Origin of the sequence: Streptomyces sp. NPDC007907 (assembly GCF_042959365.1) — a bacterium.
Taxonomy (GTDB): Bacteria; Actinomycetota; Actinomycetes; order Streptomycetales; family Streptomycetaceae; genus Streptomyces; species Streptomyces indiaensis.
The window spans coordinates 801,378-814,506 of sequence record NZ_JBIBKR010000001.1; the positions used below are offsets into that span (position 1 = coordinate 801,378).

General features: G+C 70.9%; 9 protein-coding genes. 2 read left to right on the forward strand and 7 right to left on the reverse strand.

What is annotated here, in order from left to right; all coding sequences use genetic code 11:
* Positions 1–140: 140 nt before the first annotated feature.
* Entirely contained in the window at positions 141–1,181 is a 1,041-nt protein-coding gene (locus ACFZDI_RS03670) for an alcohol dehydrogenase catalytic domain-containing protein (protein WP_391247493.1), read from the reverse strand.
* 180 nt (positions 1,182–1,361) lie between these two features.
* On the opposite strand from ACFZDI_RS03670, the gene ACFZDI_RS03675 reads away from it, so the two are divergent.
* Positions 1,362–2,276, forward strand: a complete 915-nt coding sequence (locus tag ACFZDI_RS03675) for a helix-turn-helix domain-containing protein (RefSeq protein ID WP_391247495.1) — start codon at positions 1,362–1,364, stop codon at positions 2,274–2,276.
* A gap of 62 nt (positions 2,277–2,338) precedes the next feature.
* On the opposite strand, the gene ACFZDI_RS03680 is transcribed toward ACFZDI_RS03675, so the two are convergent.
* The 3 genes from ACFZDI_RS03680 to ACFZDI_RS03690 all read right to left on the reverse strand — a co-directional run bounded on the left by ACFZDI_RS03680 (position 2,339) and on the right by ACFZDI_RS03690 (position 7,965).
* On the reverse strand, positions 2,339–5,593 hold the full coding sequence (locus ACFZDI_RS03680; protein WP_391248024.1) for a S8 family serine peptidase: 3,255 nt from the start codon (positions 5,591–5,593) through the stop codon (positions 2,339–2,341).
* Between the two features lie 516 nt (positions 5,594–6,109).
* Positions 6,110–7,357 (reverse strand): Ig-like domain-containing protein, encoded by a 1,248-nt coding sequence (locus ACFZDI_RS03685; RefSeq protein WP_234845457.1) that lies wholly within the window; start codon positions 7,355–7,357, stop codon positions 6,110–6,112.
* A gap of 278 nt (positions 7,358–7,635) precedes the next feature.
* Positions 7,636–7,965 carry a hypothetical protein gene (locus ACFZDI_RS03690; RefSeq protein ID WP_391247497.1) on the reverse strand — a complete coding sequence of 110 codons (330 nt, stop codon included), beginning with the start codon at positions 7,963–7,965 and terminating at the stop codon, positions 7,636–7,638.
* Between the two features lie 109 nt (positions 7,966–8,074).
* Between ACFZDI_RS03690 and ACFZDI_RS03695 the strand changes: the two genes are divergently transcribed.
* Positions 8,075–8,389, forward strand: coding sequence for a hypothetical protein (locus tag ACFZDI_RS03695; protein WP_361109033.1), 315 nt, complete (start codon positions 8,075–8,077; stop codon positions 8,387–8,389).
* A 95-nt stretch (positions 8,390–8,484) separates the two neighbouring features.
* Here ACFZDI_RS03695 and hutH read toward each other — a convergent pair whose 3' ends face one another.
* From hutH to ACFZDI_RS03710, 3 genes are all read right to left on the reverse strand, one after another.
* On the reverse strand, positions 8,485–10,023 hold the full coding sequence (hutH, locus tag ACFZDI_RS03700) for a histidine ammonia-lyase (protein WP_234845512.1): 1,539 nt from the start codon (positions 10,021–10,023) through the stop codon (positions 8,485–8,487).
* 119 nt (positions 10,024–10,142) lie between these two features.
* Complete coding sequence (locus ACFZDI_RS03705; protein WP_234845454.1) at positions 10,143–11,291, reverse strand: sensor domain-containing diguanylate cyclase; 1,149 nt, start codon at positions 11,289–11,291, stop codon at positions 10,143–10,145.
* A gap of 555 nt (positions 11,292–11,846) precedes the next feature.
* A complete protein-coding gene (locus tag ACFZDI_RS03710; RefSeq protein ID WP_361109038.1) occupies positions 11,847–12,647 on the reverse strand; it encodes an enoyl-CoA hydratase-related protein in 801 nt (266 codons plus the stop codon).
* Between the last annotated feature and the right edge of the window lie 482 nt (positions 12,648–13,129).

Genomic DNA, 13,129 nt, shown 5'->3' on the forward strand with positions numbered 1-13,129 from the left:
AACCCCTGTGGTGCACTCCCTCACGGGTACCCCGGGCGCGGTCGCCCGTGCATCACGAAACCCCCGGCCGTACCTCACGAAAACCCCGAGGGCCCCGGCACGCGGCCGGGGCCCTCGGGGTTGCTGCCAAGGAAGCGAGGTCAGATCGTCGCGGTGTCGATCACGAACCGGTAGCGGACGTCGCTGGACTGGACCCGCTCGTACGCCTCGTTGATCTGGTCGGCGCGGATCAGCTCGATCTCGGCGCCGAGGCCGTGCTCGGCGCAGAAGTCCAGCATCTCCTGGGTCTCCGCGATGCCGCCGATCATGGAGCCGGCGAGGGTCTTGCCGCCGCCGATCACCGAGAAGAGGTTGAGGGAGATCGGCTCCTCGGGGGCGCCGACGTTGGCCAGGGTGCCCTCGGTCTTCAGCAGCGACAGGTAGGCGTTGAAGTCCAGCGGGGCGGACACCGTGGACACGATCAGGTCGAACGTGCCGGCGAGCTCCTCGAAGGTCTTCGGGTCGCTGGTGGCGTAGTAGTGGTCCGCGCCCAGCCGCAGGCCGTCCTCCTGCTTGCGCAGGGACTGCGACAGCACGGTCACCTCGGCGCCGAGCGCGTGGGCGATCTTGACGCCCATGTGGCCGAGGCCGCCCAGGCCGACGATCGCGATCTTCTTGCCGGGGCCGGCACCGAAGCGCCGCAGCGGGGAGTAGAGGGTGATGCCGGCGCACAGCAGCGGGGCCGCGACGTCGAGCGAGAGGCCGTCGGGAATGCGGACGACGAAGTTCTCGTCGACGACGACGTTCTGCGCGTAGCCGCCGTAGGTGGGCTCGCCGTCCTTGCCGATGCCGTTGTACGTCGGGACGTTGCCCCGCACGCAGTACTGCTCCCGGCCGGCCTTGCAGTTCTCGCACTCGCGGCAGGAGTCGACCATGCAGCCGACGCCCACACGGTCACCGACGGCGAACTTCGTGACGCCGGGGCCGACCGCGGAGACGACACCGGCTATCTCGTGGCCGGGGACCATCGGGAAGATCGCCTCGCCCCAGCCCTCCTGGGCCTGGTGGATGTCGGAGTGGCAGATACCGGCGAACTTGATGTCGATCAGGACGTCATGCTCGCCGACCTCGCGGCGTTCGATGGTCGTGCGCTCCAGCGGAGCCTTCGGGGCGGGAGCGGCGTACGCAGCAGCAGTGGTCATGCCGGGGTTCTCCTAGCGGGGGTCGTGTGCCCGGCCACCTTCTGGATCTTCTGACCGGGCGCGAGATTCAGCGTGCCCGTTCGGGAAGGACTCACCCAGACCACGGTTTTGCGTACGCACACGGTGCGTACCACTGGCGGGGTCAGGCTCGTGTGCGTACGACCGTGAATACTGGGCGGCATGGACGCACTGCCCGAACCCGCACAGACGGCCGGTGGCGGCCTGGACCGGCGTGCCGAGCTCAGTGAGTTCCTGCGCACCCGGCGGGCCCGGCTGAAGCCCGAGGACGTGGGGCTGCCCGACTTCGGGCGGCGGCGCGTGCCCGGGCTGCGCCGCGAGGAGCTGGCGCAGCTGGCCGGGGTGTCCGTGGCGTACTACACACGGCTGGAGCAGGGCAACGGCCGCAACGTCTCGGCGGAGGTGCTGGACGCGATCGCGCGCGCCCTGCGGCTGAGCGACGCCGAGCACGCGCATCTGACGCACCTGGCGAAGCCGAAGCAGCACAAGAAGAAGCCGGTGGCGCGCAGCCAGCAGGTGCGGCCGGCGCTGCGGCATCTGCTGGACTCGATCGACAGCGTCCCGGCGTACGTCGTCGGGCGCCGCTCCAGCATCCTGGCGTGGAACCGGATGGCCGCGGCCCTCTTCGGCGACTGGGCGGACCTGCCGGCCCAGGAGCGGAACTGGGCGCGGATGGTGTTCCTGCGCCCCGAGTACCGCGAGCTGTTCGTCGAGTGGGACCAGAAGGCGGCCGACATCGTCGGCTATCTGCGCATGGACGCGGGCTGCCACCCGGACGACCCGCAGCTGTCCTCCCTGGTGGGCGAGCTGTCGGTGAAGAGCGAGGAGTTCCGCCGCCTCTGGGCGGCCCATGACGTCAAGGAGAAGAGCTACGGCGTCAAGCGGATGCGCCACCCCCTGGTCGGCGACCTGACCCTCTCCTTCGAGACGTTCCGCCTGGTCGACGACGCCGAGCAGTCCCTGATCACGTACCACGCGGAGCCGGGCACCCCCTCGGCGGAGGCCCTGCGCCTCCTGGCGAGCTGGGGCACAGACGCGACCCGCTCGGGGACCAGGGCTTCGACACCGACGGATTGACGCGGCGGGCCCGCCGGAAGGCGAGGCTTCCGGCGGGCCCGTCAACGCGTTGGCGTTACCGCTTACTTGCCGTAGTACGCGTTGTAGATCGAGATCGTCGACTTGTTGCCCTTCTTGTCGGCGATCTTGGCGTGGAAGGAGATGCCCTTCCCCTTCGCCGGGTTCTTGACGCTGACCTTGCCGTCCTTGACGGTGAGCTTCTTCCAGGTCTTGCCGTAGTCGTACGACACGTACACCGACAGCGACTTCAGGTTGCTGCCCTTGGCCGCGCCCTCGACGGTGACCGGGACCTTGACGGTCTTGTCGGCCGGGGCCTTGCTGCCCAGGTCCGTGGTCGCCAGGAAGCGGGCCGTGGAGGCGGGCAGCTTCGTGATGCCGCTGGTCTTCTTCGAGCGGAACGTCCAGCTCGCGTCCACGCGGGTGGAGGCCGCGGCGACCTTGACGCTGCGCTTGACCGACGTCGTCAGCTTGTACTCGGCGTCGGCGGCCGGGACCTTGAACGGCTTCTCGCCGAACAGCGGGTCGTCGTTGCTGCCGACCTTGGTGCCGTTGCGGTAGAGGGTCGTGTCGACCGCGGAGAACTCCGAGTAGCCCACGTTGCCCTTGCCGTCGGCGAACAGCGGCAGGGAACCGTAGATCTGGTTGCCCTCACGGACGACGCCGAAGTCGCCGCTCAGACGCGGTCCGAAGACAGCCGTGTTGACGGTCTTGGAGTAGCTCTTGCCGGCCGCGAACTTCTGCGTGCCCAGCGCGTAGGCGGCCTCGTCGACGGGGAACCCGTCCGCGTCCACACCGCCGGACTGCGCGAACTCCAGCTGCCACTGCACGCCGCCCTGGGCGGACAGGTGCAGGGTCCGGGTGCCGGGCAGGGTCTGCAGGATGCCGATCGAGGAGGCGCTGCTGCTCCACGGCATCCAGCCCACCGCGTTGATCGCGCCCTTCTTGCCGCCCGCCGAGGCGCCGAGGCCGGCCTTCACTGTGGCGAGTTCGCTCGCCTTGTAGTGCTTGGTGAAGCCGGTGGCGACCTGCTTGACCGGGCCGCCGGCGATGACGTCGTACTCCTCCTTGCCGCCCTTGGTCCAGTGGCCGTCCCACTGCTGGGTCAGCGAACCGTCGGTGATCTGCGGGCCGACGTGGGCGCTGTGGAAGTTGGCGTAGGAGTCCAGCCACCACCCGAAGCCGTAGCTGCTGTCACCGCTCTCCACCGTGTAGTCGGCCGAGGCGAACTCCGACTTGGCGCCGGTGGCCGGGACGGTGATGTCCACCGGCTTGGCCTTGCGGGCGTCCAGCGTGATCGCCGTGTTCTTGGTGAGGTTCAGCTTGGGCTGGGCGAGCCAGTCGACGCCCTCGTACTTCTCCGGGTCGTCGCCCACGTAGATGTTCGTGTTGAGGACGTAGGTGCCCTTGGGGACGCGGGCGGTGACGGTGCCGTCCTCGTCGTACGGCGCGGCCGCCTTGCCCTTGCCCAGGCCCGCGATGCCGGTGAGATCGGCGCTGTAGTTCTTCGCGGCCTTGCCGTCCCGGTCGAGGAACTTCAGCGTCACGTCGTACGACTCGACCTCACGCTGCACCGCGGCGGCCGTGCGGACGGTCTGGCCGCCGCCCGTCGCCGTCACGTACGCCGAGTACGCGCCGTCAACCGTGCCGCCCAGCTTGGTGTTGACGGTGAACGGCACGGAGGCCTTGCCGCCGGCCGGGACCGTCACCGAGGTGGCGCCGAGCTTGAAGAAGCCGGCCGGGACGGCCTGGCCCTTGGGGTTGGTGGCCGTCGACGCCAGCTTCAGCGTGACGTCCTTCGTACCGAGGTTGCGGTACGTCAGCTCCTTGGTGACCGGCTTGTCGTCGGTGTGCGGCCACTGCTGCACCCCGAAGCTCACCGAGACCGGCTCGGCGATCACGGACTGCTTGATGGCCTTGTCGACCTGGATCCGGCCCGAACCCTGCTCGAACGGGGTGTACTTGCCGCCCTTGGTGGAGCCGGTGAGGGCGCCCTTGAGCTCGGTGTACTTCCAGTCCGGGTGCTGCTGCTTGAGGATCGCCGCCGCGCCCGCGACATGCGGGGTCGCCATCGACGTACCGGAGATCGTCATGTAGCCGGCCGGCTTCTCGCCGACCTCCTGGGCTATCTGGTTGCCCGGGGCGGAGGCCGCGGTGATGTCGACGCCGGGCGCGGTCACGTCGGGCTTGAGGGCGCCGTCCATGCCGGGGCCGCGGCTGGAGAAGTCGGCGAGCTTGTCCTTGTCGTCGACGGCACCGACGGTGAGGGCCGCGGCGGCGCTGCCCGGGGAGCCGATGGTCTGCTCGCCGAAGTCGCCCTCGTTGCCGGCCGCGATGGCGAACAGGACGCCCTTCTCGTCGGACAGCTTGTTCACCGCCGCTTCCAGCGGGTCGATGGCGGGGGTGTCACCGCCGCCCAGGCTCAGGTTGATGACGTCGGCGCCCTGCGCGGCCGCCCACTCCATGCCGGCGAGGATCTCGGAGTCGCTGCCGAAGCCGCCGTCGTCGAGGACCTTGCCGTTGAGGATCTTCGCGCCGGGCGCGACACCCTTGTACGTGCCGCCGGACTTCTTGCCGGTGCCGGCCGCGATGGAGGCGACGTGCGTGCCGTGGCCGACCTTGTCGGAGGCGTCGGGCGAGGTGGTGAAGTTCTTGGCGCCGACCACCTGCCCCTTGAGGTCGTCGTGGGTGGCGTCGACACCGGTGTCCAGGACGGCGATCTTGGTGCCCTTGCCGTCGAAGCCGGCCGCCCACGCCTTGGGGGCGCCGATCTGCGGGACGGACTTGTCGAGGCTGGCCTTGCGGACGCCGTCGAGCCAGACGTGCGCGATCCCGGCGGCGGTCTTCTCGCCGTCGGTGACCGCGTCCCAGAGCTCGGGCGCGTCCTGCTGCGGCGTCTGCACCGCGTCCGCGTTGACGGACTTCAGCGCGTGGCGCAGGGTGCCGGCCTCGCGGACGTCGGCCTTGGTGGCCGCGGCGCTGCCCCGGTAGCCGACGATGACCTTCAGGCCCTTCTTCTGGGCCTTGCGGGTCGCGGACTTGTTCAGCTCGGTGACATCGAAGAGCCGCTGGTCGAGCTTGCCCGTGGCGACCAGGCGGGCCGCGTCGGCCGGGATGACGAGGGTGTGACCGTCGACCTTGCGGACCTGGGCGGGTACGTTCTCGCGGCCCTTGGCGTGCTCCAGGCCGATGACACGGCCCTTGGCGTCCAGGACGACCCGGTCTCCGGTGATCAGTGTGATGCGGTGCTTGGCGGTCAGGGATGCCGGCTTGGCGGACGCCGCCGCCTGCTCGCCGTTGGCCGACGCCGGGCTGGTCATGCCCGCCGCCAGGGCTACGGCCGCCGCTGTGGCGACCGTGGCCGCGCACGCCCTTTTCACTTGTCTGCGCAAGTTTCCCCCTTGCAGAAGAACCGGGCGAATTCCCCGTTCACCCGGCCGGGGGTGGTCTCGTACGCATGCACGTACAACCCCCGGAATACGCAGTATGCCGACGGGTGATCAGGTGCTCAATAGACGAGAGGACGGTATGAAATCCGTCGGCCGACTGTTACACGGCCGTCGGAACTCCGTTACAGGGCCGCGTGGTTGCGCAGGCGCGTTCTCCTTGACCGAGATTCGGCCGTTGCGGATCGTCGCCAGGCGGGGCGTCTTGCGCGCTGCAGCCGGGTCGCGGGTGAACCTCACGACGGCGATGCCGAGTTCCTCCCCATGCGTTCGAGTACGCCCGTGATCTCCTCGCGTGAGAACAGCGGAAAAGGCCGCCGCCCACCCCTCGTGCGGGATGGGCGGCGGCCTTTTGTCCGGTGAAGCCTGGTGCGTGGATCCGGCGGACCGTCAGACCGCGGAACCGGCCTTCCAGTCGGCCCAGCTCATGTTCCAGCCGTTGAGGCCGTTGTCCGGGGCGACGGTCTTGTCGCCGGTGTTCTGGACGACCACCACATCACCGAGCATCGAGTTCTTGAAGAACCACGCGCCCGGGGTGCTCGGGTCGTTGGCGCCCTTGGCGTCCCGCAGGCCGACGCAGCCGTGGCTGGTGTTCACGCTGCCGAAGATGGACTTCGCGCCCCAGTAGTTGCCGTGGATGAACGTGCCGGAGCTGGAGAGGCGGATGGCGTGCGGCACGTCCTTGATGTCGTACTCGCCCTTGCCGTCGTCGTCCGTGAAGCCCACGGTCGCGCCGTTCATGCGCGTCTCCTTGAACTTCTCGGACATCACCATGATGCCCTCGTAGGTCTTGTTCTCGGGCGAGCCGGCGGAGATCGGGATCGTGCGGACGGTCTTGCCGTCCTGCGTGATCTTCATCTGCTTGGTCTTCGCGTCGACGTACGAGACCTGGTTACGGCCGATCTTGAAGGTGACCGTCTTCTGCTGGACGCCGAAGACGCCCTTGGCTCCCTCGACGCCGTCGAGCGCGAGCTTCAGCGTGACGGTGGAGCCTTCCTTCCAGTAGTCCTCGGGCCGGCAGTCCATGCGGTTGGCGTTGAACCAGTGGCAGGCGACCTCCTGGCCGCTGGTCGTGCTGACCTTGATGCCCTTCTGGACCGCGGCCTTGTTGGTGATCGCCTTGTCGAAGTTGATCGAGACCGGCATGCCTACGCCGACGGTGGTGCCGTCGTCCGGCGTGAAGTTGCCGATGAAGCTGTTGGCCGGGGAGACCGTGGTGAACGAGGCGTTCTCGTGGGCCACGCGGCCGTCGGAGTCCTTCGCCTCGGCCGCCAGCTTGTAGGTGGTGGACCGCTCCAGCTGGGCAGTCGGCTTCCAGCTGGTCTTGTCCGCGGATATCTGGCCGCTCACCTCGGTGCCCTCGGACGTCGTCATCTTGACGTCCGTGAGCGTGCCCTTGCTCACGGTGACGGCGGCGGAGTTGTTGATGGAGGCGTTGTCGGAGCCGTCCTCGGGCGTGATCTTGATCTGGGCCTCGGAGGTCTTCTTCGCCGCGGCCTCGTCGACCTTCGACTGGGAGCTGTCGCCGCCGCCACCGGAGGCGTCGTCGTCACCACCGGAACAGGCCGAGAGCACCAGAACCCCGCCGAGCAGTGCGGACGCGACCGTCAGGCCCTTGCGCCGCTTACCGACCGTCATCACACGCTTCTCCATCGTTGCGATTTCCCCAAAACTCCGAGTGTCCCCGCCACCACTGAGTGCCCCCGCCGGGACTCGTGAGTCCTCATCCGGAACGTTCAACGCTACGGCCGGTTCGCCCGGTTCCCCAGTTCGCGTGGGTGTGGGGATCAACACGTCCGTGACGGACGGTGCGGTCGTTACGGGGCGCGGTCGTTGCGGGTGTGGCCGGTGCGCCGCTTGAGACGCGAAAACCCCGGGCGGCGGTTGCCTCCCGGGGTCACGAGTTTCCGGACTGCTCAGCCGCAGCTGTCCTCGTCATCATCCTCGTCGAGGTCCCAGTCCGGCGAATCGGGGTCGTAGTCGATTCGCTCACTGCTCCAGGAGGCCTGCTGGAGCTCCACCCCGGGGACCTGGCTGACCAGGTCGAACGGGTCCACGAGGTACGCGAGGGCCTCCGCGGTGTCCTCCGTCACAGCGCTCTCGGCGCGGGCCCGCTCCGCCGTCGGCAGCTCCGACTCGTCGGCGATCCGGCGCAGCGCGGACTTGGTGACCGCGTCCGCGTCGTCGACCTCCAGAACAAGTTCCACCCGAAGCCGTACAAAACGTGATGTCTCAGGAGTGCTCATGGCCGGAGCGTACGTCGAGGCCCTCCCGTGACTTTCCCGTGACCCGCGACTTTCACTAACATCGCCCCACACGGCCAATTCGCCAGCATCACAAGGGGATCGATATTCCGTGTCATCCGCTCGCCGTCCGTTGCTGACCGCCACCGCCGCGGCGTCCCTGCTGGGCGCCCTGTGGTTCGTCCCGTCCGCGAACGCGACGTCGGACTCCCCGGTGAGAGACGCGGTCTCGACGAGCCCGTCGCCGCAGGTCACGGAGCAGGCGCGGATCGCGGCCACGACCGCGGACGCCTCGGTCACCGACACCCGCCTCGCCGACACGGGCAGCTTCGACAGCACGCCGTACGTGATCGGCGGGACCTTCTGCCTGACGCTCGGCGCCGGGTTCGTCGTGTACTCGGTGCGCCGGGAACGGCTCGGTTTCTGACGGCGCTTGACGCGGGGCCGGCCGGACGGCAGGCCCCGCCCCCTGCTGACGACCGGGCCCCACCGCCCGGTCGACGACAGGGCCGGCCCATCGCCCTACTGCAGCGGCCCGGTGACCTTCTCGACCGCGGCCAGCAGCCGCCCGTCGCGCACGAACGCGTCCGCCGCCGCGAGGTCGGGCGCGAGGAACCGGTCCGGTCCCGCGCCTTCGACGCCCGCCTCCCGGGCGGCGTCGATGACCGCCCGCGTCGCGGGAGCCGGGGTCAGCCCCTCACGCAACTCCACGGCGCGCGCGGCGGCGTAGAGCTCGATGGCGATCACACGGGTGAGGTTGTCGACCGCCGTGCGCAGCTTGCGCGCCGCCGACCAGCCCATCGAGACGTGGTCCTCCTGCATGGCGGAGGACGGGATCGAGTCGGCGGACGCCGGTACGGCGAGCCGCTTCAGCTCGCTCACCAGAGCGGCCTGCGTGTACTGAGCGATCATCAGGCCCGAGTCCACACCGGCGTCGTCGGCGAGGAAGGGCGGCAGGCCGTGGCTGCGGTTCTTGTCGAGCAGCCGGTCGGTGCGCCGCTCCGCGATCGAGCCGAGGTCGGCGGCGGCGATGGCCAGGAAGTCCAGGACGTAGGCGACGGGCGCCCCGTGGAAGTTGCCGTTGGACTCCACCCGGCCGTCGGGCAGTACGACGGGGTTGTCCACGGCCGAGGCCAGCTCGCGGTCGGCGACCAGACGGGCGTGGGCCATGGTGTCCCGCCCGGCACCGGCGACCTGCGGGGCGCAGCGCACCGAGTAGGCGTCCTGGACGCGCGGGGCGTCGTCCTGGTGGTGCCCGGTCAGGCCCGAGCCCTTCAGCACGGCCAGCATGTTGGCGGCGCTGGCGGCCTGGCCCGGGTGCGGCCGGATGGCGTGCAGCTCGGGGGCGAGGACCTTGTCGGTGCCGAGCAGGGCCTCCAGGGACAGGGCGGCGGTGACGTCGGCGGACCGGTAGAGCGTCTCCAGGTCGGCCAGGGCCATCACCAGCATGCCGAGCATGCCGTCGGTGCCGTTGAGGAGGGCCAGGCCCTCCTTCTCGCGCAGCTCGACCGGCTGGATGCCGTGCGCGGCGAGCAGTTCCGCGGCCGGGCGCACGACGCCGTCGGGGCCCTCGGCGTCGCCCTCGCCCATGAGCGCGAGCGCGCAGTGGGACAGCGGCGCGAGGTCGCCGGAGCAGCCGAGGGAGCCGTACTCGTGCACGACCGGGGTGATCCCGGCGTTGAGGAGGTCGGCCATGGTCTGCGCGACCTCGGGCCGTACGCCGGTGTGCCCGGAGCAGACGGTCTTCAGCCGCAGGAACATCAGCGCGCGGACGACCTCCCGCTCGACGGCCGGGCCCATCCCGGCGGCGTGCGAGCGGACGATGTTGCGCTGCAGCTGGGCGCGCAGCTCGGGGCTGATGTGCCGGGTCGCCAGGGCGCCGAAGCCGGTGCTCACGCCGTACACGGGGTCCGGCTTGGCCGCCAGCGCGTCCACGATCTCGCGGGCCGCGGCGAGGGCGGCCACGGCCTCCTCGGAGAGCTCGACGCGGGCGCCACCGCGCGCCACGGCGAGCACGTCGGACGCGGTCACCCCGGACGTCCCCACCACCACAGTGTGCATATCCATATTCAGGAGCGTACGCAGTGAATTCGATGATGTCACCACTGGGGACGGCGTTCGCCCCTTACCGAATACGTCACACCGCCGGCGGGTGAGGGGACCGTGACACCTGGACGGGTTCAGGGTGCGTGCCGGCCCCGGAACCGCCGGCGCTCGCCGCCCTCCTCCGTGGACGGTTCGTCCGCGAGCCGTACGACGGGATCGTCCGGCCCGGCCCGGCCCGCCACCACCGGCCTGTCCGCCCGCTCCGCCTTGGCCCGGTACTGGGCGGCGTCGGCGAGCCGGAACAGCCGCCGGGCCGAGCGCACCGGCCCGATCGGGTCCTCGGTGGACGCAACCCCGCAGGCCACTCCGTCCCCGAGGTCCAACTCGGCCGCTCTGCGGCACAGTTCGCCCGCCGCCTTCACGACCTGGTCGGCGGGCGGCCCGACCGCGAGCAGACAGAACTCGTCCCCGCCGAGCCGCGCGGCCAGCGCCCCCGGCAGCATGGCCCCGCAGAGCGACAGCACCGACCCGAACCGCTCCAGGAGCCGGTCGCCGGCGGCGTGCCCATGGGTGTCGTTGACCCGCTTGAGTCCGTTCAGGTCGCAGACGACGAGGCTGACCACGGCGTCATCCCGTCGGTGCCGCTCGATCGCCTGCTCCAGGCGTACGTCCACGGCACGGCGGTTGGCCAGCCCCGTGAGGGAGTCGGTGAAGGCTAGCCGCCGGGCCTCCTCCAGGCGCTCCGTCTGGGCGAGGCCGGCGGCCACGACGGAGGCCAGGACGGTCGCGAAGTCGGCGTCGTCCCGGTCGAAGACGGCCTCACCGGCCGGCCGGGCGACATACAGCTCGCCCCACGCCCGGCCATGCAGCACGATGGGCGCGACCACACAGCAGCCACGGCCTCGGCGCCGCAGGGCGGCGACCCGCTGGTGGCAGTAGCCGGGCTGCCCGGCGGCGGGCCCCTCGGCGGTCTCCACCCACGCGTCGGGCTCCCCGCCGCCGGCCCACTGCTCGTGCAGGAACTCGGTGATCTCCGCGAACTGGTGCACCGGGTAGGCCTCGTCCTCCGGGAACTCCTCCTCCCCCTCGGCGAGCTCCCCGACGTTCACCAGGACCCGCAGCCACCCCAGCTCGCGCTCCCACACCGACAGCGCGGCGAAACTCCCACCCAGCGCCCGGCACGCTCCGGCGGCCGCGGCGCGCCACGCCTCACGCGACCCGTGTGCGGCCGCCATCCCCTGAGCCAACGCGACGACGGCCGCGAGCCGTCTGTCCTCACCCATCACTCCAGGCTAGGGAGTTTCCAGCCAGACTGACCTGTTTACGACGCGAACGGGGACGACCGTTATCGCAAGGCTCGGCTCCGTCATGCCGGGCCACCGCGTACGCAACCGTGCCCGTGCCCACGCCGCCGCTCCGGGGCCGCGCCGCCACCTCGGGGCCGGAGCCACCGCTTCGAAGCCGGAGCCGCCCCTTCGAGGCCGGAGCCACCGCTTCGAGGCCGGAGCCACCGCTTCGAGGCCGGAGCCACCGCTTCGGGGTCGTAGCCGCCGCTTCGAGGCCGGAGCCACCGCATCGCCGGGCCACGGCTTCGAGACCGGAGCCACCGCTTCGGGGCGGTGGCCGCCTCTTCGAGACCGGAGCCGCCCCTTCGAGGCCGGAGCCACCGCTTCGAAGCCGGAGCCGCCGCTTCGAAGCCGGAGCCACCGCATCGCCGGGCCACGGCTTCGAGACCGGAGCCACCGCTTCGGGGTCGTGGCCGCCTCTTCGAGGCCGGAGCCACCGCATCGAGAGCGGAGCCGCCTACTCCCCCGGCCACTGCGGCGTACGCCGCTGGTTCACTCCCCCGGCCACTGCGGGGTGCGCCGCTCGTTGAAGGCCGCGACGCCTTCCGCCCGGTCGCCCGAGAACGCCGTGGTCCGCCACGCCGCGTCCTCGACCTCCAGCCCGGCCCGCAGGTCCAGCCCCTGCCCGAGCCGCAGCGCCCGCTTGGCCGCCCGCAGCCCGACCGGCGAGTTCCCGGCGATGCGCGTCGCCAGCGCCAGCGCCTCCTCCCGGTCCCGCCCCTCCTCGACCAGCCGGTCGACCAGCCCCAGCTCGGCCGCCTCCCCGGCCTCCACCCGCCGCGCGGAGAAGATCAGCTCGGCCGCCCGGGCCGCCCCGACGCGCCGCGGCAGCAGCTGCGTACCCCCGCCTCCGGGGATCACCCCGACGGACACCTCCGGCAGGCCCACCACGGCCGTGCGGTCCGCCACGATCACGTCGCACGCCAGCGCCAGCTCGAACCCGCCGCCGAGCGCGAACCCGTGCACCGCCGCCACCGTCGGCACCGGCAGCTCCAGCACACCGGTGTACGCCGCCCTCGTCACCGGCCGCTGCCGCCGCAGATCCGCGTCACTGAACGAGTTGCGCTCCTTCAGGTCGGCCCCGACGCAGAAGGCCCGCTCGTGCGTCGAGGTCAGGACGACCGCCCGTACGTCCCGGTCCTCGCCGAGGGCCGTGCACGCCCCGGTGAGGGACCGCGCCATCTCCGTGGACACCGCGTTCATGGCCTTGGGCCGGTCGAGGACGAGCTCCGCGACGTGCCCCTGCTCATGCCGCCGCACCAGCACGAACTCCCCGAACCGTTCCTCACTCATGACACCCTCCGGTTAACGCGGGTTAACAAGGTCGACGCTTCGATCATCGCAGCCGCGCTTCGCCCGCGAAAGGGCGGACGCACCCGGGTCCGCACCACCCCCGCCCACCCGTTCGAGTGACATCACCCCAACTCCGACCCAACCGCCCATGGGAGCGCATAGCGTGCGTCCCTCACGGCGCACAGGGGGAGCACACGCATCGACACGCATCGAGGAGGGACGCCTCGGGGAGGGACCGCCATGACGACGAACACGCCGGCAAAGCCACGAGGGACCACCGGGCCCACCCCGGCACAGCCCCGACGCAAGCCGGCGCCCTGCCAGGACTCCACGGCGTCGCCCCGACGAGACCCCGCGCCCCACAAAGGCGCCACGGCACAGCCCCGGCCCGAACCCGCACCCCACCAGGGCAGTACCGCATCACCCCGACGTGAGCCCACATCACGCCAGGACTCGACGGCACCGCACCGACGCGAGCCGTC

Bases quoted from the DNA above. Each gene is read 5' to 3' on its own strand.
- ACFZDI_RS03670 (WP_391247493.1), bottom strand. From the start codon at position 1,181: ATGACCACTGCTGCTGCGTACGCCGCTCCCGCCCCGAAGGCTCCGCTG.
- ACFZDI_RS03675 (WP_391247495.1), top strand. From the start codon at position 1,362: ATGGACGCACTGCCCGAACCCGCACAGACGGCCGGTGGCGGCCTGGAC.
- ACFZDI_RS03680 (WP_391248024.1), bottom strand. From the start codon at position 5,593: ATGACCAGCCCGGCGTCGGCCAACGGCGAGCAGGCGGCGGCGTCCGCC.
- ACFZDI_RS03685 (WP_234845457.1), bottom strand. From the start codon at position 7,357: ATGACGGTCGGTAAGCGGCGCAAGGGCCTGACGGTCGCGTCCGCACTG.
- ACFZDI_RS03690 (WP_391247497.1), bottom strand. From the start codon at position 7,965: ATGAGCACTCCTGAGACATCACGTTTTGTACGGCTTCGGGTGGAACTT.
- hutH (WP_234845512.1), bottom strand. From the start codon at position 10,023: ATGCACACTGTGGTGGTGGGGACGTCCGGGGTGACCGCGTCCGACGTG.
- ACFZDI_RS03705 (WP_234845454.1), bottom strand. From the start codon at position 11,291: ATGGGTGAGGACAGACGGCTCGCGGCCGTCGTCGCGTTGGCTCAGGGG.
- ACFZDI_RS03710 (WP_361109038.1), bottom strand. From the start codon at position 12,647: ATGAGTGAGGAACGGTTCGGGGAGTTCGTGCTGGTGCGGCGGCATGAG.